This window comes from Thioclava sp. ISO4 (assembly GCF_058105145.1).
This window is the reverse complement of record NZ_CM176571.1, coordinates 3,954,906-3,978,879: the sequence shown is the minus strand read 5'-3', so window position 1 is coordinate 3,978,879 and position 23,974 is coordinate 3,954,906. Positions and strand designations below refer to the sequence as shown.

Annotated in this window: 22 protein-coding genes and 1 tRNA gene; 17 read left to right on the top strand and 6 right to left on the bottom strand. The window is 65.7% G+C overall.

Translation table 11 applies throughout. The annotated features are described in order from the left end of the window. The first annotated feature begins 17 nt into the window (after window positions 1-17). On the top strand, window positions 18-1,640 hold the full coding sequence (locus AC2TZ7_RS19360; protein ID WP_489865429.1) for a GMC family oxidoreductase: 1,623 nt from the start codon (window positions 18-20) through the stop codon (window positions 1,638-1,640). Here AC2TZ7_RS19360 and AC2TZ7_RS19355 read toward each other — a convergent pair. Genes AC2TZ7_RS19355 through AC2TZ7_RS19345 form a run of 3 tightly spaced genes read right to left on the bottom strand, consistent with a single transcriptional unit; the run spans window position 1,616 to window position 3,178 of the window. Next, entirely contained in the window at window positions 1,616-2,002 is a 387-nt protein-coding gene (locus tag AC2TZ7_RS19355) for a GFA family protein (protein ID WP_078548890.1), read from the bottom strand. The two genes, AC2TZ7_RS19360 and AC2TZ7_RS19355, sit on opposite strands and share 25 nt — an antisense overlap. Then, window positions 2,002-2,730 carry a rhomboid family intramembrane serine protease gene (locus tag AC2TZ7_RS19350; RefSeq protein WP_098411952.1) on the bottom strand — a complete coding sequence of 243 codons (729 nt, stop codon included), beginning with the start codon at window positions 2,728-2,730 and terminating at the stop codon, window positions 2,002-2,004. Before AC2TZ7_RS19350 ends, AC2TZ7_RS19355 begins: the two co-directional genes overlap by 1 nt. 40 nt (window positions 2,731-2,770) lie before the next feature. Continuing rightward, on the bottom strand, window positions 2,771-3,178 hold the full coding sequence (locus AC2TZ7_RS19345) for an META domain-containing protein (RefSeq protein ID WP_165756996.1): 408 nt from the start codon (window positions 3,176-3,178) through the stop codon (window positions 2,771-2,773). Window positions 3,179-3,345: 167 nt separating this feature from the next. Here AC2TZ7_RS19345 and AC2TZ7_RS19340 point away from each other — a divergent pair, with 167 nt between their 5' ends. Both AC2TZ7_RS19340 and AC2TZ7_RS19335 read left to right on the top strand, forming a co-directional pair. Next, on the top strand, window positions 3,346-5,313 hold the full coding sequence (locus AC2TZ7_RS19340; protein ID WP_098411951.1) for a heme lyase CcmF/NrfE family subunit: 1,968 nt from the start codon (window positions 3,346-3,348) through the stop codon (window positions 5,311-5,313). 3 nt (window positions 5,314-5,316) lie between these two features. Further along, a complete protein-coding gene (locus AC2TZ7_RS19335) occupies window positions 5,317-5,793 on the top strand; it encodes a cytochrome c-type biogenesis protein (RefSeq protein ID WP_078600480.1) in 477 nt (158 codons plus the stop codon). 342 nt (window positions 5,794-6,135) lie between these two features. Here the strand turns inward: AC2TZ7_RS19335 and AC2TZ7_RS19330 are convergent, their stop codons facing one another. Next, entirely contained in the window at window positions 6,136-7,590 is a 1,455-nt protein-coding gene (locus tag AC2TZ7_RS19330) for an NAD-dependent succinate-semialdehyde dehydrogenase (RefSeq protein ID WP_489865428.1), read from the bottom strand. Window position 7,591: 1 nt separating this feature from the next. After that, complete coding sequence (locus tag AC2TZ7_RS19325) at window positions 7,592-8,866, bottom strand: 4-aminobutyrate--2-oxoglutarate transaminase (protein ID WP_489865427.1); 1,275 nt, start codon at window positions 8,864-8,866, stop codon at window positions 7,592-7,594. A gap of 158 nt (window positions 8,867-9,024) precedes the next feature. On the opposite strand from AC2TZ7_RS19325, the gene AC2TZ7_RS19320 reads away from it, so the two are divergent. Beyond that, window positions 9,025-9,609: a cupin domain-containing protein gene (locus AC2TZ7_RS19320; RefSeq protein ID WP_489865426.1), complete on the top strand. Its 585-nt coding sequence runs from the start codon at window positions 9,025-9,027 to the stop codon at window positions 9,607-9,609. Between the two features lie 9 nt (window positions 9,610-9,618). Here the strand turns inward: AC2TZ7_RS19320 and AC2TZ7_RS19315 are convergent, their stop codons facing one another. Then, window positions 9,619-10,575, bottom strand: coding sequence for a LysR family transcriptional regulator (locus AC2TZ7_RS19315; RefSeq protein ID WP_098411948.1), 957 nt, complete (start codon window positions 10,573-10,575; stop codon window positions 9,619-9,621). Window positions 10,576-10,731: 156 nt separating this feature from the next. On the opposite strand from AC2TZ7_RS19315, the gene AC2TZ7_RS19310 reads away from it, so the two are divergent. From AC2TZ7_RS19310 to AC2TZ7_RS19250, 13 genes are all read left to right on the top strand, one after another. Continuing rightward, window positions 10,732-11,520: a transporter substrate-binding domain-containing protein gene (locus AC2TZ7_RS19310; RefSeq protein ID WP_489865425.1), complete on the top strand. Its 789-nt coding sequence runs from the start codon at window positions 10,732-10,734 to the stop codon at window positions 11,518-11,520. Between the two features lie 129 nt (window positions 11,521-11,649). Continuing rightward, window positions 11,650-12,297 carry an amino acid ABC transporter permease gene (locus AC2TZ7_RS19305; RefSeq protein WP_098411946.1) on the top strand — a complete coding sequence of 216 codons (648 nt, stop codon included), beginning with the start codon at window positions 11,650-11,652 and terminating at the stop codon, window positions 12,295-12,297. Between the two features lie 47 nt (window positions 12,298-12,344). Beyond that, window positions 12,345-13,001, top strand: coding sequence for an amino acid ABC transporter permease (locus AC2TZ7_RS19300; RefSeq protein WP_098411945.1), 657 nt, complete (start codon window positions 12,345-12,347; stop codon window positions 12,999-13,001). A gap of 16 nt (window positions 13,002-13,017) precedes the next feature. Next, complete coding sequence (locus AC2TZ7_RS19295) at window positions 13,018-13,788, top strand: amino acid ABC transporter ATP-binding protein (protein ID WP_098411944.1); 771 nt, start codon at window positions 13,018-13,020, stop codon at window positions 13,786-13,788. Continuing rightward, window positions 13,785-15,143 (top strand): aminotransferase family protein, encoded by a 1,359-nt coding sequence (locus AC2TZ7_RS19290; protein WP_489865424.1) that lies wholly within the window; start codon window positions 13,785-13,787, stop codon window positions 15,141-15,143. Before AC2TZ7_RS19295 ends, AC2TZ7_RS19290 begins: the two co-directional genes overlap by 4 nt. Then, on the top strand, window positions 15,140-15,832 hold the full coding sequence (locus AC2TZ7_RS19285; protein WP_489865423.1) for a CoA transferase subunit A: 693 nt from the start codon (window positions 15,140-15,142) through the stop codon (window positions 15,830-15,832). The genes AC2TZ7_RS19290 and AC2TZ7_RS19285 overlap by 4 nt, the downstream gene beginning before the upstream one ends. Continuing rightward, window positions 15,819-16,472 carry a 3-oxoacid CoA-transferase subunit B gene (locus AC2TZ7_RS19280; RefSeq protein ID WP_489865422.1) on the top strand — a complete coding sequence of 218 codons (654 nt, stop codon included), beginning with the start codon at window positions 15,819-15,821 and terminating at the stop codon, window positions 16,470-16,472. The genes AC2TZ7_RS19285 and AC2TZ7_RS19280 overlap by 14 nt, the downstream gene beginning before the upstream one ends. A gap of 8 nt (window positions 16,473-16,480) precedes the next feature. Next, the gene (locus AC2TZ7_RS19275) at window positions 16,481-17,773 is read left to right on the top strand and encodes an ArgE/DapE family deacylase (protein ID WP_489865421.1); all 1,293 of its coding nucleotides are present in this window, start codon (window positions 16,481-16,483) and stop codon (window positions 17,771-17,773) included. A gap of 8 nt (window positions 17,774-17,781) precedes the next feature. Continuing rightward, a complete protein-coding gene (locus AC2TZ7_RS19270) occupies window positions 17,782-18,957 on the top strand; it encodes an acetyl-CoA C-acyltransferase (RefSeq protein ID WP_489865420.1) in 1,176 nt (391 codons plus the stop codon). A 102-nt stretch (window positions 18,958-19,059) separates the two neighbouring features. Next, on the top strand, window positions 19,060-19,836 hold the full coding sequence (locus tag AC2TZ7_RS19265; RefSeq protein ID WP_489865419.1) for an enoyl-CoA hydratase-related protein: 777 nt from the start codon (window positions 19,060-19,062) through the stop codon (window positions 19,834-19,836). 51 nt (window positions 19,837-19,887) lie between these two features. Then, window positions 19,888-19,969: transfer RNA gene (locus AC2TZ7_RS19260), tRNA-Leu, on the top strand. Between the two features lie 126 nt (window positions 19,970-20,095). Next, window positions 20,096-21,877, top strand: a complete 1,782-nt coding sequence (locus AC2TZ7_RS19255) for an ABC transporter transmembrane domain-containing protein (RefSeq protein WP_489865418.1) — start codon at window positions 20,096-20,098, stop codon at window positions 21,875-21,877. Between the two features lie 170 nt (window positions 21,878-22,047). Then, complete coding sequence (locus AC2TZ7_RS19250) at window positions 22,048-23,937, top strand: acyl-CoA synthetase (RefSeq protein ID WP_489865417.1); 1,890 nt, start codon at window positions 22,048-22,050, stop codon at window positions 23,935-23,937. The last annotated feature ends 37 nt before the right edge of the window (window positions 23,938-23,974 follow it).

Sequence of the window (23,974 nt, the reverse complement as noted above, 5' to 3'; positions counted from 1 at the left end):
GAGGGAAGGAGGAGCCCTTGCGTTTCGATTATCTCATTCTGGGCGGCGGCTCGGCGGGCTCGGTGCTGGCGGCGCGGCTGTCGGAGGACCCGGCCGTGACCGTCTGCCTCGTCGAGGCGGGCCGCGAGGCGCGCGACATCTTCGTGCGTGCGCCTGCGCTGGTCGCCACGATGGTCGCCGGGCGACCGCCGATCCACAACTGGGCGCTGCGCACCGTGCCGCAGCCGGGGTTGAACGGGCGGCGCGGATTCCAGCCGCGAGGTAGGGGGCTTGGCGGCTCCTCGGCGATCAACGCGATGCTCTATGCGCGCGGCCAGCCCGAGGATTACGACGGCTGGGCCGAGGCGGGCGCCGAGGGCTGGGACTGGGAGGCCGTGAAGCCGTGGTTCCTCGCCTCCGAGCGCAATGCCCGCGGAGCGTCGGACTGGCATGGCGCGGCGGGGCCGTTGCAGGTCGGCGATCAGCGGCGGCCACGGGCGATCAGCCGCGCTTTCATCGAGGCCTGCGCGGCCGTGCAATGCCCGCCGAACGAGGATTTCAACGGGCCACGACAGGAGGGGGCGGGGCTCTATCAGGTCACGCAATTCTGGGACGGTCCGCGCAAGGGCGAGCGCTGTTCGGCGGCGGCGGCTTATCTGCATCCGGTGATGGCGCGGCCCAATCTGACCGTGCTGACGCGCGCGCGCGCCGAGAAGATCGAGATCGCGGAGGGGCGCGCGACGGGGGCAATCGTCCGGCAAGGCCGCAAGCGGATGAAGATCGAGGCGGCGCGTGAAGTCATCGTCTCGGCGGGGGCGTTCGGCTCGCCGCAGCTGCTGATGCTGTCAGGGATCGGGCCTGTGGATCATCTGCGCGAGGTCGGGATCGAACCGCGTCTCGATCTGCCGGGTGTGGGCGCGAACCTGCAGGACCATCTGGATTACGTCATCAGCTACACGTCGCCCCGGCGCGACGTGGTGGGGCTGAACCCGCGCGGGCTGATGCGGCTGGCGCGGGCGGCGGGCGCGTGGCGCAAGCATGGCGAGGGGCTGTTCGCCTCGCCCATGGCCGAGGGCGGGGCGTTCCTGCGAAGCGATCCGAGCCTTACCCGACCCGATCTGCAAATCCATTTCGTCGTGGGCATCGTCGACCAGCATATGCGCAAGCCGCATCTGGCCGATGGCTGGTCCGCTCATATCTGTCCGCTGCGGCCTCAGTCACGCGGGACGCTGCGGCTGGCCTCGAGCGATCCGCGCGCGGCACCCTTGATCGACCCCGAATACCTGTCCGATCCGCGCGATGCAGAGCTGCTGCTGAAAGGCGCGCGGCTTCTGGACCGGATCGCCGAGGCGGAGCCGCTTCGCCCATGGCGGGGGCGCAGGTTCTATCCGCATGACGGGACGGATGAGGGGCTGATGGCCGATATCCGGGCGCGGGCCGATACGATCTATCATCCGGTCGGCACCTGCGCGATGGGGCAGGGCGACATGTCGGTGGTCGATCCTCAGCTGCGGCTGCGTGGGATCGACGGGCTGCGCGTTGTCGATGCCTCGGTGATGCCGCGTCTGATTTCGGGCAATACGAACGCGCCGACGATCATGATCGCCGAGCGCGCCGCCGCGTTCATTCGAGAGGATCAGTCGGCGCGATCGGTCGGGTGATTGACGCCGTCATTCCACGGCACCGGATCGAGATCGCGCGGGTTCACCCCTTCCAGACAGGCGGCGTTCACACCGTATTGGTTCGGGTTCGAGCGGCGCTGGTGATGGGTGTAGATGCCGCAGGTTTTGCAGAAGTAATGCTTCGCGGTCATCGTGCCGAATTGGTAGAGCGTCAGGTTGTCCTCGCCCTTCACGATGCGGATGCCCGAGAGCGGGGCCGAGACCGCCACCGCGCCGCGCCGACGGCAGAAAGAGCAGTCGCAGCGCCGCTTGGTGTTGAGCCCGTCGGAGAGGGTCACCTCCATCTCCACCGCGCCGCAATGGCAGGTCAGGCGGTGGGGCGATTGAATCTCGGGCAGCATCAGCGTCTCCGTGTGACTGTGGGAATGTTGGTCTGGCGCTCGCGGGCCTCGGGGAAGGGCGGGTGGCCATGGGTGAGCCGCCAGAAGAGCGGCCCGCCAAGGCGATACCACAGCGGCAGCGTCAGAAGCGCGCCCGCCACGAAGCCGCCGATATGGGCCATATGTGCCACCCCGCCTGCCGTGCCGCTAGTGACTTCATTGAACAGCTGAATCACGAACCAGAGACCGAGAACCAGCCACGCAGGCGTGGCCCAGATCTTGAAGAAGACGAGGAAGTAGAACAGCACGTCGATCCGCGCTTTCGGATAGAGCAGCAGATAGCCCCCCATCACGCCTGCGATCGCCCCCGAGGCGCCCACCATCGGCACGGTCGCATTCGGGTTCGCGGCGATCTGCGCGAAGGCGGCGGCCAGCCCGCAGGCGAGATAGAAGATCAGGAACAGGCCACGCCCCATCCGGTCTTCGAGATTGTCGCCGAAGACCCATAGAAACAGCATGTTGCCCGCCAGATGCAGGATGCCCGCATGCAGGAACATATGGGTGAAAAGCCCGTGCCACGCGACGCCATGCGTGATCGCAGCAGGCCAGAGCGCGTTGTCGAGCCAGAGCTCCCGCATATCGCCGCCCCAGGGCGCGGTCATCACATAGACCACGATATTGATCGCGATCAGCGTCCATGTGACCCATGGGGTGCTGTAAGAGGGGTTGTGATCGCGGATCGGGAACATCGCCCGAGAGGGCCACGCCCCGCATCGCCGGTCAAGGCGCTTATTGCGTGGCTTCAATCACCGTGTCGCCCTGCGAGATCAGCTCCAGCCGGTCCTGCGACAGTTTCACCGTATCGACGCGGGCCATGGCCGAGTGGAAGGCCTTCTCGACGCCCATTGCGGGCTCGGGGCACATCATGCGCGTTCCGGCCAGCTCGCCGACGCGCACCCGGCCATCCTTCTCCGAGATCCGGCCGTTATAGTGATTGCAGCCCGCCTTGCCCGCGATCAGGCCCTTTTCGGGATGGGTCAGCGTGACCTCCACGCCGTCGGGCAGGGGCTTGCCGTCGATCGACACCACTTCCCAGATCGCGTTCGGCGCGATGGCCTCGAGAGGGTCGCCCGGCTCCGACTGGCATCCTGCCACAAGGCCCAAGGCCAGCAGCGGCCCGATCACGATCGCACGCATTTTCAGCATCCCTTCTGGTCTCACGCGCCTTGCTTAGACCTTGAGAATGGGCTGTGCCATTCACGCCCCCGTGAGCGGCTGTCGGAAAGTTGCGACATCGGCGCGCATCCTCCTTGGCCCGAAGGCCGTATATCTCTATGCTCTCGCCCCGCGACAGGAGGAGTCCCATGATCAACGAACTCGGGCATTTTGCCCTGATTCTCGCCTTTGCGGTGGCCATCGTGCAGGCCATCGTGCCCATCGTCGGCGCGCAAAAAGGCTGGCGCGGCTGGATGGCGGTCGGCGAACCCGCCGCAACAGCGCAGTTTTTGCTCATCGCGGTGAGCTTCGCGGCGCTGACCCACGCCTTCGTCGTATCGGACTTCTCGCTGAAGCTGGTCTGGGCGAATTCCCATACCGACAAGCCGATGCTCTACAAGATCACCGGCGTGTGGGGGAATCACGAAGGCTCGATGCTTCTGTGGGTGTTGATCCTGTCGCTCTTCGGGGCGGCGGCGGCCGTGTTCGGTGGCGCTCTGCCGCCGCGGCTGCGCGCCCGCGTGCTGAGCGTTCAGGCCTGGATCGGCGTGGCCTTCCTCGGCTTCATCATCTTCACCTCCAACCCGTTCCTGCGTCTCGCGGAGCCGCCGTTCAACGGTGAGGGGATGAACCCGCTGCTGCAGGATCCGGGGCTCGCCTTCCACCCGCCCTTCCTCTATCTCGGCTATGTCGGCCTCTCGATGTCGTTCTCCTTCGCGGTGGCGGCGCTGATCGAGGGCCGGGTCGACGCGACCTGGGCGCGCTGGGTGCGCCCGTGGACGCTGGCGGCCTGGATCTTCCTGACCATCGGCATCGCGCTGGGCTCTTGGTGGGCCTATTACGAGCTTGGCTGGGGCGGTTTCTGGTTCTGGGACCCGGTCGAGAACGCCTCCTTCATGCCGTGGCTTCTGGCCGCCGCGCTGCTGCACTCGGCCATCGTGGTCGAGAAGCGCGAGGCGCTGAAGTCGTGGACCATCCTTCTGTCGATCATGGCCTTCGGTTTCTCGCTGATCGGCACCTTCATCGTGCGTTCGGGCGTGATCACCTCGGTGCATAGCTTCGCCTCCGACCCGCAGCGCGGCATCTTCATCCTCGGCATTCTCGCGCTCTTCGTGGGCGGGGCGCTGACGCTCTATGCGTTCCGCGCCACCTCGATGCAGGCCAAGGGCGTGTTTTCGATGCTGTCGCGGGAAACCGCGCTGGTGATCAACAACATCCTGCTGGCGGTCGCGGCGCTCGTGGTCTTCGTGGGCACGGTCTGGCCGCTGGTCGCGGAGATGTTCTTCGGCCGCAAGCTGTCGGTCGGCGCGCCGTTCTTCGATCAGGCCTTCACCCCGTTCATGGTGATCCTCGCCCTGATCCTGCCGATCGGCGCGATGATGCCTTGGAAACGCGCGCGTCTCGGTCGCGTGGTGAAGCCGCTGATCCCGGCCTTCGTGCTGGCGCTGGCTCTGGGCGGGCTCGCCTGGGCGGTCGAGAGCGGCAATTCGCTGCTCGCGCTCGTCGCGGTGTTCCTGGGCAGCTGGCTGGTCTTCGGGGCCATGACCGAGCTGTGGCAGCGTTCGGCGCGTAATTTCGGACGCCTGACCCGTCTGCCGCGTGCCGACTGGGGCAAGGCTACGGCCCATGCGGGCCTCGGCATTACCTTCATCGGCATCGGTCTTCTGACCGCGGGCCAGATCGAGGATATCCGCGTCGCCAAGATCGGCGAGCCCTTCACCGTCGACGGTTACCAGATCACCTTGAGCGAAGTGCACAAGGAGAAGGGGCCGAACTATATCACGCAGATGGCGACGATGCTGGTCGAGAAGGACGGCAAGAAGATCGCGACGATGCATCCCGAGAAGCGCACCTACCCGGTGCAGCGGATGCCGACGACCGAGGCTGCGATCCACACTACGCCGATGCGCGACATCTACCTCGTGATCGGCGATCCGCAGGATCAGGGCGGCTACGCGGTGCGCACCTATATCAAGCCCTTCGCGGACTGGATCTGGGCGGGCGCGATCATCATGGCGTTGGGCGGGCTGCTGAGCCTGTCGGATCGCCGCTACCGTGTTGCAGCCGGGGCGCGCAAATCGCGTGCTTCCTCGGCGCAAGCGTCTCCGGCGGAGTAAACGATGCTCAGGAAAACCTTCTTTGCCTTGGCGTTGATGCTTTCGGCGCTCCTCTCGATCGGGCCTGCGCTTGCGGTGCAGCCCGACGAGATCCTGAAGGACCCGGCGCTGGAGGCACGGGCGCGCGAAATCTCCAAGGTGCTGCGCTGCCCGGTTTGTCAGGGCGAGAATATCGACGACTCCAATGCCGAGGTGTCGCGCGATTTGCGGCTGCTGGTGCGCGAGCGTTTGCAGGCGGGTGACACCAATAGCCAGGTGATCGACTACATCACCGCCCGCTACGGCGAATATGTCCTGTTCGAGCCGGAGAAGCGCGGGGCGAACCTGCTGCTGTGGTATCTCGGCCCGGGGGCTTTGATCGTCGCATTGATCGGCGGGTTCTTCTATGTCCGCTCGCGCCGTGCCGCGTCCGAGGGTCCGGCTCAGCCCGATCTCTCCGACGACGAGCGTAAGCGGTTGAATGAGCTGATGGGGGAGTAGGGGGCGGGGCACCGTTCTCTAGGTTCGGCCCGAGGCCACCCGACGATCATGCAGCGCGGCTGCGCCCGGAGCGCGGCGAAGCCGCAGGGCGCGCGCCGGCCCGTCCCGACGGGCTGGCGCATTGGACAGCTATCCGAGACGTTCGAGCGGTGGCAGGGCTTGGCAGGCATAAAGCGCCTGCGTCTCGAGGTCTTGAGGCGCCACCCCACGGTCCGCCGCGCGCCCTGCTACTGTGACCGTAGTGTCGATGACGCAGCCGCTCTTCAGGCCTCTAAAAATGAAAGAAGCGGCGGGAAAGCCCGCCGCTTCTTTATTCTCACCCTGATGTCTCAGGTTCAGCGCTTACTCGATCCCGCCGAGGCACATGTATTTCAGCTCGGTGAAATCCTCGATCCCGTATTTCGAGCCTTCGCGGCCGACACCGGATTGCTTGATGCCGCCGAACGGTGCGACCTCGGTCGAGATCAGGCCGGTGTTCACGCCGACGATCCCGGTCTCCATCGCTTCGGCCACACGCCAGACGCGGGCGAGGTCGTTGGCGTAGAAATAGCCTGCCAGCCCGAATTCGGTCGCGTTGGCCATCTCGATCGCCTCGGCCTCGGTCTCGAAGCGGATCAGCGGGGCGAGCGGCCCGAAGGTCTCCTCGCGCGCGACCCGCATCTGCTGCGTCACGCCGGTCAGGAGCGTCGGCTCGAAGAAGGTGCGCCCGAGGTTCGAGCGATGCCCGCCCGCAGCGACCTGCGCGCCCTTTTCGGTCGCGTCCGAGATATGCGCCTCGACCTTGGCCAGCGCGTCCGCGTTGATCAGCGGCCCGGTGGTCACGCCCGGCTCGAAGCCGTTGCCCGGCTGCAGGGTCGCAAGACGCGCGGCCAGCTTCTCGGCGAAGGCGTCATAGACGCCGGCCTGCACGTAGATCCGGTTCGCGCAGACGCAGGTCTGCCCGTTATTGCGGAACTTCGCGATCATCGCGCCTTCGACTGCCGCGTCGAGATCGGCATCGTCGAAGACGAGGAACGGGGCGTTGCCGCCGAGTTCGAGGCTGATCTTCTTCACCGTCTCCGCCCCTTGGCGCATCAGGATCTTGCCCACGCGGGTCGAGCCCGTGAAGGTGATCTTGGCGACCTTGGGGTTGGCGCAAAGCTCTTCGCCCATGCCCGCCGCATCGACGCCGGGGATGATGTTGAAGACACCCGCCGGGATGCCCGCGCGCTCGGCCAGAACGGCCATCGCGAGGGCCGAGAGCGGCGTCAGCTCGGAGGGGCGTCCGACGAAGGTGCAGCCCGCGGCCAGCGCCGGGGCCAGCTTGCGCGCGATCATCGCGTTGGGGAAGTTCCACGGCGTGATCGAGCCCACCACGCCCACAGGCTGACGGATCACGAGGATGCGCTTGTCGCGCTGGTGGCCGGGGATCACGTCGCCATAGACGCGCTTGGCCTCTTCGGCGAACCATTCGAGGAAGCTTGCGCCATAGGCGATCTCGCCCTTGGCCTCGGCGAGCGGCTTGCCCATCTCGGCGGTCAGGATCGCGGCGAGGTCGTCCTGATTTTCCATCATCAGGTCGTGGAAGCGGCGCAGGTAGCCCGCGCGCTCCTTGCCGGTGAGCGCGGCCCAGTCCGGTTTCGCGGCATGGGCGGCCTCGATCGCGGCGCGCGTGGCGTCCACGTCGAGATCGGCCACCTCGGCGACGGTTTCACCGGTCGCAGGATCCTGCACGGCGAAACGCTTCGCGCCCTCGATCCATTCGCCGTTCACATAGGCGCGGGTCTCCAGCAGGCTCGGGTCGTTCAGCTTGAGCATATCAGCCCTCCTTCGCGGCGGTCATCGCCTCTTCGAGGATGTCGAGCGCCTTGGCCATCTGCTCGTCGGGGATGGTGATCGGCGCGAGGAAGCGGATCACGTTGCCATAGACGCCGCAGGTCAGCAGCAGCAGACCGCGGTTGAGCGCTTCGACACGGATGCGCTGGGTGAGGGCCGCGTCGGGCTTGCCGTCCGACATCAGCTCGACCGCGACCATGAAGCCGGGGCCGCGGATCTCGGCGATCTCCGGCATGTTGGCGCGGATCGCTTCCAGACGCTGCTTGAGACGCGAGCCGAGCTCGTTGGCGCGGGCGCAGAGGTCTTCCTCCTCGATCACGTCGAGCACCGCGTTCCCGGCTGCGATACCCAGCGGGTTGCCGCCATAGGTGCCGCCCAGACCGCCCGGGTTCGCCGCGTCCATGATTTCGGCTTTCCCGGTCACCGCCGCGATCGGAAGACCGCCGCCCAGACCTTTCGCCATCGTGGTGACGTCGGCCGCCACGTCGTAGGCGTCCATGGCGAAGAGCGTGCCGGTGCGCGCGAAGCCGGTCTGCACCTCGTCGGCGATCATCACGATGCCATGCTCGTCACAGAAAGCGCGCAGGCGTTTGACGAAATCATGCGGGGCGGGGTTGAAGCCGCCTTCGCCCTGCACCGGTTCGAAGATCACCGCGGCGAGGCGCGTGGGGTCGAGATCGGTTTTGAACAGGCTCTCCATCGCGGCGAAGCTGTCCTCGGTCGACACGCCATGAAGCGCGTTCGGGAAGGGGACGTGGAACACGTCGGGCATCATCGCACCGAAGCCCGCCTTGTAGGGCGCGACCTTGCCGGTGAGCGTCATCGTCATGAAGGTCCGGCCGTGGAAGCCGCCGCTGAATGCGATGACCGCGTTGCGGCCCGTATAGGCGCGGGCGATCTTGATCGCGTTCTCGACCGACTCGGCACCGGTGGTGACGAAGATCGACTTCTTGTCGAAATTGCCCGGCACCTTTTCGTTGAGCCGCTCGGCGAGGCGCACATAGGGCTCGTAGGGCATCACCTGATGGCAGGTATGGGTGAAGGCGTCGAGCTGGGCTTTCACCGCCTCGATGACTTTCGGGTGGCGGTGGCCGGTGTTCACCACCGCGATCCCGGCGGCGAAATCGATCAGCTCGCGGCCATCGGCATCGGTGACGGTGGCGTTCTCTGCGGAGACGGCGAAGTTCTGGGTCTGCACACCCACGCCCCGGGCAAGGGCGGCGGCGCGGCGGGTCTCGAGGTCGGCATTGCTGGACATGGGCACTCCTCAGGGGCTGGAGAATCACGGAATGATGTGACGCTAGTGTTTAACGGATAACTGTGCAATGTTTAGTTTGTTAAACGCATGGTGAAAGCGCGCGTGCTGGAAATCCGCCCGGCCGCACTCTAGAACAGGCACAGGACAGGAGGCTTGCGGTGAGCGAATTCGACGTGGGCGGACGGCTTCGGGCGATCCGCGAGGACAAGGGATTGTCGCAGCGCGAGCTGGCGCAGCGGTCGGGCGTGACCAACGGGCTGGTTTCGCTGATCGAGCGTAACAAGACCTCTCCCTCGATCACCTCGCTGCGCAAGATCCTCGAAATCCTCGAGACGACGCTGGCGGAGTTCTTCGACAGCGATACGCCCGCCGAGCCCGGCAAGTTCGTCTTCCGGCATTCCGAGCTTACCGAGATCAACCCGGGCCGGATCTACCGCTCGGGCGGTGCGGCACTCGATGCGCTTTCGCTCAAGCGGGCGGGCAAGTCGGGGCAGACCAACATTCTGCTGCTCTACGAGACCTATGAGCCCGGTGCCGATACCGGGGCGGAGGCCTATGCCCACGAGGGCGAGGAGGGCGGTTTCGTCATCGAGGGCGAGTTGCTGCTGACGGTGGGCGAGACCACCGAGCTTCTGCGCGCGGGCGATGCCTACCTGTTCGACAGCCGCCTGCCGCATCGTTTTCGCAACGTGGCCGAGGCGCGCTGCGTGGTGGTCTCGGCGGCGACGCCGCCCACCTTCTGAGGCGCGTGCTCAGTAATAGGTGCGCTCGGCCAGATCGCTCTCGGCCATCATCGCATCGCAGGCCGCAAGAAACGCGGCTTCCGCGCTAGACTGTTTCCGCTGCGGGTTGGTGAGCAGGTAGATATTCACCATCGGCAGCCCGTCATAGGGTGGCAACTGGCGCAGCCGGCCCGACTCGACATCGCGATGCGCGACATGCAGCGGCAGCGCACCGATCCCGACACCGGCCACGATCATCCGGCGCAGCTCGTGCAGGTTCGACGACACCCCACGCCAGCTCGGCGCGAGCTTGGCCCGTGCGCGCAGCAGCGAGACCGGATGCAGCGGGCCGTGCTCGGTCTCGGTCTGGAACGACACCGACTCCTCGCCCTCGAGCTCGGGCAGCGTGATTTCCTCGCGCTCGAAAAGCGGATGGCGCGTGCCGCAGAACAGGCCGAAATATTCGCGGTAGAGCACCTGCGCGCGGAGGTTCTCGGGCGTCTTGTGAAGCAGGCAAATCCCCAGACTCGCCCGATTCTGCTGCACCCGACTCACCACTTCCTCGCTCTCGGCCACCGAGATCGAGAAGGTCACCTTGGAATGCTCGGTCGCGAAATCATGCAGCACCGCGTCGTAGTGATCGGAGATGACATGCGAGGTGGTGGTGATCGCGATATGGCCGCGCAGCTCTTCCGCGCCGGTCTCCAGCAGGGAGGGGATCTGCGACACCGCACCGAAGATCTGGGCGCATTCCTGATAGAGCAGGTTGCCCGCCCTAGTGACCTTGAATTCGTTGGGTTTTCGGATGATAAGCTCGTGGCCGGTGCGTTCCTCCAGCCGCTTGAGGGCAGCCGAAATCGTGGGCTGTTTGAGCCCCAGAAGATAGGCCGCGCGCGAGATGCCCCGCTGCTCCACCACCACCATGAAAGTGCGCAGCAGGTTCCAGTCGAGATGCCAGGGAAACCGTTGTTCGTAGGGCTTGACCATAATTTCAATCTATATTGAAGATTTCCATTATTTATTTGCGCAATACTCTGCGCCATGCAAGCGTTTCGTTCAACGAGGCTCCGGACGGGGCCCTCGCCGTGGCGGGACGTGCCGGTAAACAAGGCAGCCCGCAGTCATGACCAACAGGAGAGATCCATGACCAACCGCAGAACCGTTCTCAAAACCATCCTCGGGGCTGGCTCGCTCGCCGCGACCGGCATCTCGCTGCCCAGCCTTGCCGCGGCTGACGAGCTGGAGAGCCTCAAGGACAAGGGCGTGATCCGGATCGCCATGTCGGGCGCCTACCCGCCCTTCAATTTCATCAACGAAGAAAACCAGGTGGTCGGCTTCGACCCGGCGATCGGCGAAGAGATCGCCAAGCGCATGGGCCTCAAGACCGAGATCATCACCACCGCATGGGACGGGATCATCGGCGGTCTGCTGGCCAACAAATACGACGCGATCGTCGGCTCGATGTCGATCACGCCCGAGCGCGCCAAAGTCGTTGATTTCGTCGGCCCGTACTACCGGATGCGCCGCGGTATCTTCGTCGCGAAGGACAGCAAGATCACCTCGCTCGACGACCTGAAAACGGCGACCGTCGGCGTGACGCTGGGCGAGACGCACGAGCAATGGGCCCGCGATCAGGGCTACAACGTGCGCACCTACAAGGGTCTGCCCGAACTGATGCTGGAGCTCGAGAACAACCGCGTGGACGCGATCGTCAACGACGACATCCCCGTGCTGCTCGCGATCAAGAAGAAAGACTCGGGTATCAAGCAGCTCAAGGTCGACCTCGGCGGCACCGCCGATCAGGCTGGCATCGCGATCCGTCAGGGCAATCCCGAACTGCACAAGGCGATGCAGGACGCGCTCGACTCCATGATGGCGGACGGCACCTACGAGAAGATCGCGATGAAGTGGATCGGCTCGGACATCCGCTGATCCGACCCGCACACTCGCTGCACTCAGGCACGCGCGCCCTGTGACGACGCGCCCCCGCCGCACCTCCCCGCGGCGTGAGGGGCCTCGGCGCGCGTGCCATTTCCGGACCATCGAAGGAAGGGCCCATCTATGGATGTCGCACTGATCCTCAAGATCTACCCGTATTTCCTGCAGGCTGCCTGGGTCACCATCGAGCTGTCGGTGCTGACAACGATCCTCGGGTTGATCTGCGGGGCGCTGGGGGCCTCGGCACGCCTCTCGCGTTTCTCCGTCCTGCGCTTCATCGGGGCGGCCTATGTCAGCTTCTTTCGTGGCACGCCCGCGCTGATTCAGCTGTTCCTGCTCTATTTCGGCGGCCCGCAGATCGGCATCCAGCTCGATGCCTTCCAGGCCGGTGTGATCGGGCTGGGCGTCAATATCGGGGCCTACATGACCGAGACGATGCGCGGGGCTATCATCGCGGTCGACCGAGGCCAGACCGAGGCCGCGCGCACGCTGGGCCTGTCGAAGGCGCAGGCCTTCCGCAAGGTGACGCTGCCGCAGGCGCTGCGCCTGATGATCCGTCCGCTCGGCGTCAACATCAACGCGCAGATCAAGGGCACGGCGCTCGTCTCCGCGATCTCGGTGGTGGAGCTGACCTACACCGCGCAGCGCTACATCGGTTCGACCTACAAGCCGTTCGAGATGTTCCTGCTCGCGGGGGTTCTCTACCTCGTCATCATCACCGCGGTGGGCAAGGGCGTCTCGTTCCTCGACCGCAAGGTGCGTATCCAATGATCCGCGCATCCGCCCCCCTTTCCCGCCCGCATGAGAAGGAGTGAGCCATGGGTCTCGATTTCTCCGTCATCCCGCCTTTCTACGGCACGCTCGCGCTGGGTGTCCTGTGGACCATCGCCATCACCGCCGCCTCGGCTCTGCTGAGCTTCTTCGGGGGTATCCTGCTCGCGGTGATCGCGCTCTACGCGCCTGCCATCATCCGCCTGCCGGTGCGCTTCATCGCCTGGCTCTTCATGGGCACGCCGCTGCTGCTGCAACTCTTCCTGATCTATTTCGGGCTGGTGCAGATCGGCATCGACCTTCCGGCCTTCGTGGCAGGTGTGATCGGCCTTGGCTTCCACTTCGCCGTCTATAACTCCGAGCTGATCCAGACCGCGATGCTCGCGGTGGACAAAGGTCAGATGGAGGCCGCACGGACGCTGGGCCTGTCGCGCAAGCAGGCGCTCATCAAGGTGGTCGTGCCGCAAGCGGTGCGCGACGTGCTGCCGCCCATCGGCAACAACATGATCGCGCTTCTCAAGGACTCGGCGCTGGTCTCGGTGATCGGGGTGTCGGAACTGACGCTCTCGGCGCAGCGCGCCATCGGCCAGACCTACCGCGCCTTCGAGTTCTACGCGGCCGCTGCCGTCCTCTACTACATCATCAATCTCGGCATGGAGGCGGTGATCCGCTGGTTCGAGAACCGCAACCGCCTCTATCGCTGATCCGGGAGATATCGACATGACAGAGACAAAATCCTTCGTCGAAATCCGTCACGCCCAGAAATCCTACGGCACGCTGGAAGTGCTCAAGGACATCTCGCTCAACGTGGAACGCGGCCAGATCGTCGCCATCATCGGCCCCTCGGGCTCGGGGAAATCCACGCTGCTGCGCGCGATCAACGATCTCGATCCGCTCACCGGCGGCGAGGTCTGGCTCGACGGGGTGCAGGTCAACAAGAACCTGCCGCACAATCAATATGAGAAGCACATCAACGCGATGCGTCAGGAAATCGGGATGGTGTTCCAGCACTTCAATCTCTTCCCGCATCTGAGCGTTCGCGACAACGTCACGATGGCGCCGAAGCTGCTCAAGAAGATCTCCGATAAGGAGGCCGACAAGCTTGCCGAAGAGCAGCTCGATCACGTCGGCATGCTGGAGCGCATCGACTATTACCCGGCGCAGCTTTCGGGCGGTCAGAAGCAGCGTGTGGCCATTGCCCGTGCGCTCGCGATGAAGCCGAAACTGATGCTGTTCGACGAAGCCACCTCGGCGCTCGATCCCGAGCTGGTGGAAGAGGTGAACCTGGTCATGAAGAAGCTCGCGCAAGAGCACATGACCATGATCATCGTCACCCACGAGATGGATTTCGCCGCCTCGGTCTGCGATCGCGTGCTGTTCATGGACAAGGGCGTCGTGGTCGAAGAGGGCCCGCCCGAGCAGGTCTTCAAGAACCCGACCCAGGAACGGACTCGGAATTTCCTGCGCAAACATCTCGAAGGTGCAAAATGACGACTGAAAAGTCTCACCTGTTCTACCAGTCGCGCCAGCCGCGGCCTTTCCTCGAACGCTCCGAGGGAATCTACCACTACGACGAGAACGGGAAACGCTACATCGACGGTTCCTCGGGTGCTATGGTCTCCAATATCGGCCATTCCAATCCGCGCGTGCTGGAGAAGATGAAGGCGCAGATGGACCGTTCGACCTTCGGCTACCGGCTGCATTTCCGCACGCACCCGTCCGAGGATCTCGCCGCACGGGTCGCCGCGCGGATGCCCGAAGGGCTCGACAAGGTGTTCTTCGTCTCCGGCGGCTCCGAGGCGGTCGAGACCGCGATCAAGCTCGCACGGCAATATGCGGTCACGCAGGGTGAGGAGAGCCGTTACAAGGTGATCTCGCGGCTGCCCTCCTATCACGGTGCGACGATGGGTTCGCTGAGCGTCACCGGCAGCCCGCTCTTCACCGGGAAATTCGCGCCGATGTTCACGGAGATGCCGAAAGTTCCGGCGCCGACCTGCTACCTCGACCGCGACAATCTCACCGAGGAAGAGCGCGGCATCAAATATGCCGAGATGCTGCGCGAGAAGATCGAGGCGGAGGGCCCCGAGACGGTGCTCGCCTTCCTGATGGAGCCGGTGGGCGGGGCCTCGACCGGCGCGCTCGTGGCGCCCGACAGCTATTACACCCGCGTGGCCGAGATCTGCCGCGAATACGGCATCCTGCTGATTTACGATGAGGTGATGACCGGGGCCGGGCGCACCGGCAAGTTCCTCGCCGCCGAGCATTGGGGGATCACCCCCGACATCGTCGCGCTCTCGAAAGGGTTCGGGGCGGGCTACGCGCCGCTGGGCGCGGTGGTCGCGCGCAACGACATGGTCGAGGCGCTGCTCGACGCGGGCGGCTTCCTGCACGGCTTCACCTATGCGGGCAACCCGCTGGCCTGCGCGGCCGGTCTCGCAGTGCTCGATGAGATGGAAGAGCAGGACCTGATCGGCAATGCTGCGCGGATGGGCGATGTTCTCAAGGCTCGGCTGACCGGGCTGATGGACCGCTATCCCTTCATCGGCGACGTGCGCGGCAAGGGCTTGCTGCTGGCCTTCGAGCTGGTCTCGGATCGCGACACGATGGAGGTCCTGCCGAAAGAGTGGAACGCCCATACCGAGCTGGTCGAACTGGCCTATGAGCGCGGTCTCATCATCTATTCGCGGCGCACGCGGGGCGGCTACGAGGGTGACCATTTCCTCGTCTGCCCGCCGCTGATCGTGACCGAGGCGCAGATCGACGAGATCATGGCGATCCTCACCGACGCGCTCGATGCCTTCGCGGCCAATCACGACCTGCCGGTGGTCGAGGAGGTCAGCGCATGAAGCTGCCCGACAAATCCATCGCGATGGAAGAGGTGGTCGCGCAGATTCCCGATGGCGCCACGGTGCTGGTGGGCGGCTTCGGCGTGCCCGGCACCCCCTTCGCGCTGCTGCGCGAGCTGGCCCGTCAGGGGCAGCGCGATCTCGTGCTGGTCAAGAACGACGCCAACGAGGCGGGCATGGGCATCGACCACCTGATCGCGGGCGGTCAGGTGCGCAAGCTGATCGTCACCCATCTCGGGCTCAACGCCAACGCCATCGCGGCGATGAACGAGGGCCGGATGGAGGTCGAGTTCTGCGCGCAGGGCATCCTCGCCGAGCGTATCCGTGCCGGTGGCGCGGGGCTTGGCGCGATCCTGACCGATATCGGCATCGACACCGAATTGGCGCAGGGCAAGCAGGTGATCGAGATGAATGGCCGCCCGATGCTGGTCGAACCGGCTCTGCGTGGCGATGTGGCGCTGGTCCATGCCGCGCGCGCCGATTGCTTCGGCAACCTCGCCTATGCCGCCACCGCGCGCAATTTCAACCCGCTCATGGCGATGGCCGCGACCCGCGTGATCGCCGAGACCGAAGAGCTTCTGCCGCTCGGCGGGATCGACCCGGACGCTGCCGAGAGCCCCGGCGCCTTCATCGACCACGTCGTGAAACTCGACGAGATTTCCGAGGAGTATGGCATTGTCAGACGCTAGATCCCGCATGGTGGCCCGTGCCGCGCGCGAAATCGCGCCCGGCATGGTCGTGAACCTGGGCATCGGCCTGCCCACCAAGGTGGTCAACCATCTGCCAGCCGACTTCCCCGTCTGCCTGCATTCGGAAAACGGGCTGACCGGGATCGGGCCGACGCTGCCGCTCGAGCGCGCCGACCGCAATCTGATCGACGCGGGCGGGGCCTATGTCTCGACCATCCCCGGCTCGGCCTTTTTCGACAGCGCGGTGAGCTTCGCGCTGGTGCGCTCCGGGCGGCTCGACCTGACGCTGCTGGGCGCCTTCGAGGTCGCGCAGAACGGCGATCTGGCGAACTGGAAGATCCCGGGCAAGTTCTCGCCCGGCGCGGGCGGCGCGATCGAACTGGCGCAGAAGGCGCGCCGCGTCGTCGTGATGACCACCCATTGTGACCGCAAGGGCAACCCGAAGCTGCTCGAGACCTGCTCGCTGCCGCTCACCGCGAAGGCGCGGGTGGCGCGGATCTATACCGACATGGCGGTCGTGGACGTGACCGCGCAGGGCTTCGCGCTGGTCGAACTGGCCGAGGGCATCTCCGAGGCGGAGATCCGCGAGGCGACCGGCGCGCCCCTTGCGCTGCCGCAAGGCGACATTCCCAGATTCTGAGGCACCACATGGATACCGAGCTGAAAACCCGCATCCTCTCGGCGGTCGACGCTGCATTCGACGACGAGACCGCGTTTCTTTCCGAGCTGACCTCGCACCCGTCCACCCGTGGGCAGGAGCAGAGCGCGCAGGACTTCATGGCCGCTGCTCTCGATGAGCGCGGCTACGAGGTGGACCGCTGGCAGATCGACGTCGACAAGATCCGCGACATGCCGGGTTTCTCGCCGGTGATGGGCGATTACGAGGATGCGGTGAATGTGGTGGGCACCCATCGCAGCCAATCGCAAAAGGGCCGCTCGCTCATCCTCAACGGTCACATCGACGTGGTGCCCGCGGGCCCTCTGGACATGTGGGACGCGCCGCCCTTCGAGCCGCATGTCGCCGATGGCTGGCTTTACGGGCGCGGCGCGGGCGACATGAAAGCGGGGCTGGTGTCGAACCTCTTCGCGCTGGATGCGCTGCGCAAGGCAGGCTTCGCCCCCGGCGCGGATGTGTTCTTCCAATCCGTCGTGGAAGAGGAATGCACCGGCAACGGCGCGCTGGCTTGCCTTGAGCGCGGCTACCGCGCCGACGCCGCGCTGATCCCCGAACCGTTCGAGGAAAAGCTGGTGGGCGCGCAGCTCGGCGTGGTCTGGGCGCAGGTCCACCTGAAAGGCCTGCCCACGCATGTGGCCTATGCCGGCACCGGCGCCAATGCGATCGAGGCCGCGATCCCGCTGATCGAGGCGCTGCACGGGCTGGAAGAACGCTGGAACGAACCGGGCTGCCGGCATTCCGACTACGGTCATGTGCATCACCCGATCAACCTCAATATCGGCAAGATCCAGGGTGGCGACTGGGCGTCCTCCGTTCCGGCCTGGTGCATCTTCGACATGCGCATCGCGATCTATCCGGGCCAGGATATCGCCGCCGCGCGCGCCGAGATCACTGAGACCATCATGGATGCCGCACGCTCCAACGCCTTCCTGAAGAACTCGCTGCCCGAGATCGTCTGGCACGGCTTCATGGCCGAGGGCTACGCGCTTTCCGACGACCACTCCGCCACCGCGAAGGCCGCGATCGGTGCCCTCGAAGGGGCGCATCGCAGCGTCAACGAGAGCGATCTCGACCGTGTGGCGATCACCGCGACCACCGATGCCCGCTTCTTCGGGCTCTATGCCGACACGCCCGCGCTGGTCTACGGGCCGCGCGCCGAGGCGATCCACGGCTTCAACGAGCGCGTCGAGCTGGAAAGCATCCGTCGCATCACCCAGAGCACCGCCCTGTTCATCGCGGACTGGTGCGGGCTCGAAACCATCTGAGGATTCCCATGCGCGACGCTGTCATCGTCTCCACCGCCCGCACGCCGATCGGCAAGGCCTATCGCGGGGCGTTCAACAATCTCGAAGGCCCGGCGCTGGCCGCCCATGCCGTGCGCGCGGCCGTTTCCCGTGCCGGACTTGAGGGCGGCGAGATCGCGGATGCGATCTTCGGCTCCGCCCTTACGCAGGGCTCCACCGGCGTCAACGTCGCGCGTCATATCGCGCAGGCGTCGGGCCTGCCCGATAGCGTGGCGGGCGTCACGCTGGACCGGCAATGCGCCTCGGGGCTCAATGCGATCGCGGCGGCGGCCCATGGCGTGATGACGGGCGAGATGGATGTGGCGCTTGCGGGCGGGCTCGACTCGATCTCGCTGGTGCAGAACGAGCATTGGAACGGCTATCGCTATCGCAGCCCCGGTGTGCCCGACGCCTATTACATGTCGATGATCGAGACGGCGGAGGTCGTGGCCGAGCGCTATGGCGTGACCCGCGAGGCGCAGGACATCTACGCGCTGCAAAGTCAGGCCCGCACCGTCGCGGCGCAGGAGGCAGGCCGCTTTGACGCCGAGATCGTGCCGGTCGAGGCGGTGAAGCTGGTGAAGGACAAGGCCACGGGCGACGTCTCGGAGCAGTCGGTGCGGCTCGAGCGCGACGAGTGCAACCGTCCGCAGACCACGCTGGAGGGGCTTCAAGGGCTCAAGCCGGTGCTGGGCCCCGACAAATGCGTGACCGCAGGCAATGCGAGCCAGCTGTCTGACGGCGCCTCCGCTTGCGTGGTGATGTCCGACGAGGAAGCCGCGCGGCGCGGGCTGGAGCCGCTGGGCGCGTTCCGGGGCATGGCGGTTGCGGGCTGTGCGCCCGACGAGATGGGCATCGGCCCGGTCTTCGCGATCCCGCGCCTGCTGGAGCGCGCGGGGCTCTCCATCGAGGATATCGACCTGTGGGAGATCAATGAGGCCTTCGCCTCGCAGCTTCTCTATTGCCGCGACCGGCTGGGCATCCCGGACGACAAGCTCAACGTCAATGGCGGCGCGATCTCGATCGGCCACCCCTATGGTATGTCGGGTACGCGCATGGCGGGCCATATCCTGCTGGAAGGCAAGCGCCGTGGCGCGCGCTACGGCGTCGTGTCGATGTGCATCGGCGGCGGGCAGGGGGCTGCGGGCCTGTTCGAGATCTTCTGAAGAAAACGAGCCGGGCGCCCTTCGTGACGCCCCGTTCCGCTTTCCCTTCGCGTGACCCGCGTTATCGTGGGCGCGCGACAAAGAGGGAGGCGCGTTTTCCAGATGGTGTTCAAGGTTATCCGGTACGAGGTCGAAGAGCAGGTCGCGGTGATCACGCTCAATCGGCCCGATGTGATGAACGCGCTCAACGCGCAGATGCGCGCGGAAATCCTCGAGGCGGTGAAACGCGCCGAGGGTGAGGCACGGGTGATCGTGCTGACCGGCGCGGGGCGGGCCTTCTGCTCGGGGCAGGATCTGGGCGACGGGGTCGCGGCGGCCGGGCTCGATCTGGAGCGGGTGCTGCGCGACGAATACGAGCCGATGCTCAAGGCGATCTACGAGAGCCCGCTGCCGGTGGTCTCCGCGGTGAACGGGCCTGCGGCAGGGGCGGGGGCGAACCTCGCGCTGGCCGCCGATGTGGTCATCGCCTCGGAAGCGGCGAGCTTTATTCAGGCCTTCACGCGGATCGGGCTGATGCCGGATGCGGGCGGCACCTATTGGCTGCCGCGTCAGGTGGGCTTTGCCCGCGCGATGGGCATGGCGCTGTTCGCCGACAAGATCTCGGCCCGGCAGGCGGCTGACTGGGGCATGATCTGGGAAGCGATTGCCGAGGTCGATTTCGACCATCACTGGCGCGCCCGCGCGGCGCATCTGGCCAATGGCCCGACGGCGGCCTATCGCGCCGTGAAGCGCTCGCTGCGCGAGGGCTACAGCAATGATCTGTCGACCCAGCTGGAACTGGAAGCGGAGCTGCAGGGCAGCCTCGGCCAGAGCCATGATTTCCGCGAAGGCGTGACCGCGTTCCTCGAGAAGCGCGCGCCGAAATTCGAGGGGCGCTGAGCGCCTCGCGGCCTTGCCAAGTCGCCGCGCCCGCGCTAGCCAGAGCGCGCTGCGGGCGTGGCGAAATGGTAGACGCACGGGACTTAAAATCCCTTGGGCATTGCCCGTGCCGGTTCGAGTCCGGCCGCCCGTAGCCTTCCTGCGAAAATGTGAGCTATCGTGAGGCTGTCCGGGCATGGGCGTGCCACCGCTTTGCCAATCGAGGCTTGCCCGCTGACCTCCCGCCCCCTAAACCCTTGAACCAAGCAAGGGAGAATTCATGGCTCGCAGACCGACGGGACCGGCCGATGACCGGCCGAAGACGAAGAAGATCGGCGCGCTCAAGGGGCTCGGCCCCTTCATCGCACCTTACAAGGGACTTGCCTTCGGGGCGTTGCTGGCGCTGATCGCCACCGCTTCGATCTCGCTGATCCTGCCGCTCGCGGTGCGCCGCGTGGTGGACGGGTTCCAGCAAGGCGCGGCGCTGCTCGATCAGTATTTCTTCGCCGCTCTGGTCATCGCGGGGCTGCTCGCGCTCGGGACGGGCCTGCGCTACTACCTTGTCACGCGCTTCGGCGAACGGGTCGTGGCCGATATCCGCAAGGCGGTGTTCGACCGGGTGATCTCGATGAGCCCGGCTTTCTTCGAACGGATCCTGACCGGCGAGATCATCTCGCGCATCACGACCGACACGACGCTGATCCTCTCGGTGATCGGCTCGTCTGTCTCGGTGGCGCTGCGCAACGTGCTGATCCTGATCGGCGGCCTGATCATGCTGCTCTTTACCTCGGCCAAGCTGACCGGGCTGGTGCTGCTGGTGGTGCCGGTGGTCGTGGTGCCGATCGTGGTTCTGGGCCGTCGCCTGCGGGTGCTGGGCCGCGAGAACCAGGACTGGATCGCGAACTCGTCGGGCTCGGCCTCGGAGTCGCTTCTGGCCGCGCAGACCGTGCAGGCCTTCACCCATGAGGCGATCACCCGCGAGAAATTCTCCGACGTCACCGAGAAAGCTTACCAGTCCGCCAAGAAGCGGATCGGCACGCGTGCAGTGATGACCGTGATCGTGATCTTCCTCGTCTTCGCAGGCGTCGTGGGCGTGCTGTGGATCGGTGCGCGGGATGTGCGCGGTGGCGAGATGAGCGTGGGCGAGCTGGTGCAGTTCGTGATCTACGCGGTGATGGTAGCGGGTTCTGTCGGCGCGCTGTCGGAAATCTGGTCCGAATTGCAGCGGGCGGCAGGCGCGACCGAGCGTCTGGTGGAACTGCTGCAAAGCGAGGATTCGGTGAAGGACCCCGAGCATCCCGTGCCACTGCCGCTGCCCGCAACCGGCGCGATCCGGTTCGAGGATGTGAGCTTCCATTACCCGTCGCGGCCGCAGGCCTCGGCGCTCGATCATGTCGATCTCGACATTGCGCCGGGCGAGACGGTGGCGCTGGTCGGCCCTTCGGGCGCGGGCAAGACGACCGTCGTGCAGCTGATCCAACGGTTCTGGGACCCCGAGACCGGCAAGGTGACGATCGACGGCTACGACCTGCGCGACATGGCGCGGCACGATTTCCGTCAGGCGATCGCGCTGGTGCCGCAGGACCCGGTCGTCTTCGCGGCCTCGGCGCGCGAAAACATCCGCTTCGGCCGTCCCGATGCGAGCGATCGCGACGTCGAAGAGGCCGCGCGCGCGGCCCATGCCTACGACTTCCTCGAAGCGTTGCCCGAAGGGTTCGACACCTATGTGGGCGAGCGCGGCGTGATGCTGTCGGGCGGTCAGAAGCAGCGTATCGCGATTGCGCGGGCGATCCTGCGCGACGCGCCGATCCTGCTGCTGGACGAGGCGACCTCGGCGCTGGACGCAGCTTCCGAACGCGAAGTTCAGGCGGCCGTCGATCAGCTGGCCAAGACCCGCACCACGGTGATCGTGGCGCACCGTCTGGCCACCGTGAAGAAGGCCGACCGGATCGTCGTCTTCGAGGACGGCAAGATCGTCGCACAGGGCACGCATGACAGCCTCGTCTCCGAGGGCGGTCTTTATGCCGAACTCGCGAGGCTGCAATTCACCGAAGGGGCGTGACGGGGCGTTCGCGCCTTTGCACCTTGAACCCGGACGCTTGTTTCCCCACGTCAGAATTTGCGTGACGTGACGTTTTGGCGGCGGCGTAACTCTTGCCGTGGCGGGCGCTTTTGCCGCATCCTGCGCATGGCCCGTCAGTGGAGGAACGCGGCGGCCCCGGGAGGAGAATAATGCAGAAATTCGCGACAGTTGCCGACCGTGATGCGGTCGAGGCCGAGAAACCCTGGGAGGCGCGCAACCGCCCCGAAACGCTTTACGGCTTTCTGAGCGAGACCGCCAAGGCCCATGGCGATCGTCCGGCCCTGTCATTCCAGATCATGTCCGGCCCGACCGACAAGGCGGAGACGCTGAGCTGGTCGCAATTGCACGGCAAGGTCACGCAGGCTGCGAACCTGCTGCGCCATCTGGGCGTGGGGCCGACCGACACGGTGGCCTATCTGCTGCCGAACTCGCTCGAGACCGCGACGGTGCTTCTGGCGGGCGCGACGGCCGGGATCGTGAACCCGATCAATCCGCTTCTCGACGCCGAGCAGATCGGCGCGATCCTGCGCGAGACGAAGGCGAAGGTTCTGGTGACGCTGAAGGCGTTCCCGAAGACCGACGTGGCGCAGAAGGCGGCTGAAGCCGTGCGGCTTGCGCCCAATGTCGAAGCCGTGCTGGAGGTCGATCTCAATCGCTACCTCTCGCCGCCGAAAAGCTGGATCGTGCCCTTCATTCGCCCCAAGACCGAGGTGAAGCACAACGCGAAGGTGATGAGCTTCAACGGCGAAGCCAGCAAGATGCCCGGCGACCGGCTGATGTTCGACGATCCCAACGAGGATCGCGTCGCGGCCTATTTCCATACCGGTGGCACGACGGGCATGCCCAAGGTCGCGCAGCACAAATATTCCGGCATGATCTATAACGGCTGGCTCGGTGGGCGGCTCTTGTTCAAGCAAGACGACGTGATGATGTGCCCGCTGCCGCTGTTCCACGTCTTCGCGGCCTATCCGATCCTGATGTCGGCCATCGCGAGCGGGGCGCATGTCATCTTCCCGACCCCTGCGGGCTATCGCGGGGAGGGCGTGTTCGACAATTTCTGGAAGCTGATCGAGCGCTGGCAGGTGACCTTCCTGATCACCGTGCCGACGGCTGTTTCCGCGATGGTGCAGCGCAAGGTCGATGCCGATATCTCCTCGCTGCGGATCGCGCTCTCGGGCTCGGCGCCGCTGCCGATCGAGCTTTACAACCGCTTCAAGGCGGCAACCGGGGTCGAGATCGCGGAAGGCTACGGCCTGACCGAGGCGACCTGTCTGGTGTCGGTCAATCCGGTGGACGGGATGAAGAAGGTGGGTTCCGTCGGGATTCCGATGCCCTACACCCATGTGCGCATTCTCAAGAAGCGCAACGGCACGTTCGACGAATGCGCGCGCGACGAGGTCGGCGAAATCTGCGTCGCCAATCCGGGCGTCTTCGAGGGCTCGACCTATACCGAGCCGGACAAAAACCACGACCTGTTCGCCGAGGAGCGCTTCCTGCGCACCGGCGATCTGGGGCGTATCGACGAGGACGGCTATCTCTGGATCACGGGCCGCGCGAAGGACCTGATCATCCGCGGCGGGCACAATCTCGACCCGGCGGAGATCGAGGACGCGCTGCTGAGCCACCCGGCGGTGGCTTTCGCGGGCGCGATCGGCCAGCCTGATAGCTTCGCGGGCGAACTGCCCTGCGCCTATGTCGAACTGGTGGCCGACGCCGAGGTGACCCACGAGGAGCTGATGGAGCATGCGCGCGCCAATATCCACGAGCGCGCCGCGGTTCCGAAACATCTCGAGGTGATGGACGAGCTGCCGAAGACGGCGGTGGGCAAGATCTTCAAGCCCGACCTGCGCAAGAAGGCGATCATCCGGGTGCTCAATGCCGAGCTGGAGACGGCGGGCATCAAGGCGCATGTCATCTCGGTCACCGAGGACAAGAAGCGCGGTCTGGTGGCGCATCTGGCGACCACGGGAGACTGCGATCAGGATGCGCTGACCCATAAGCTGGGCGAGTTTACCGTGCCGTGGGATTGGGCCCGGTAACCTGTCTCTCGCATCGCTTGCAACAATCGCGCCGCCC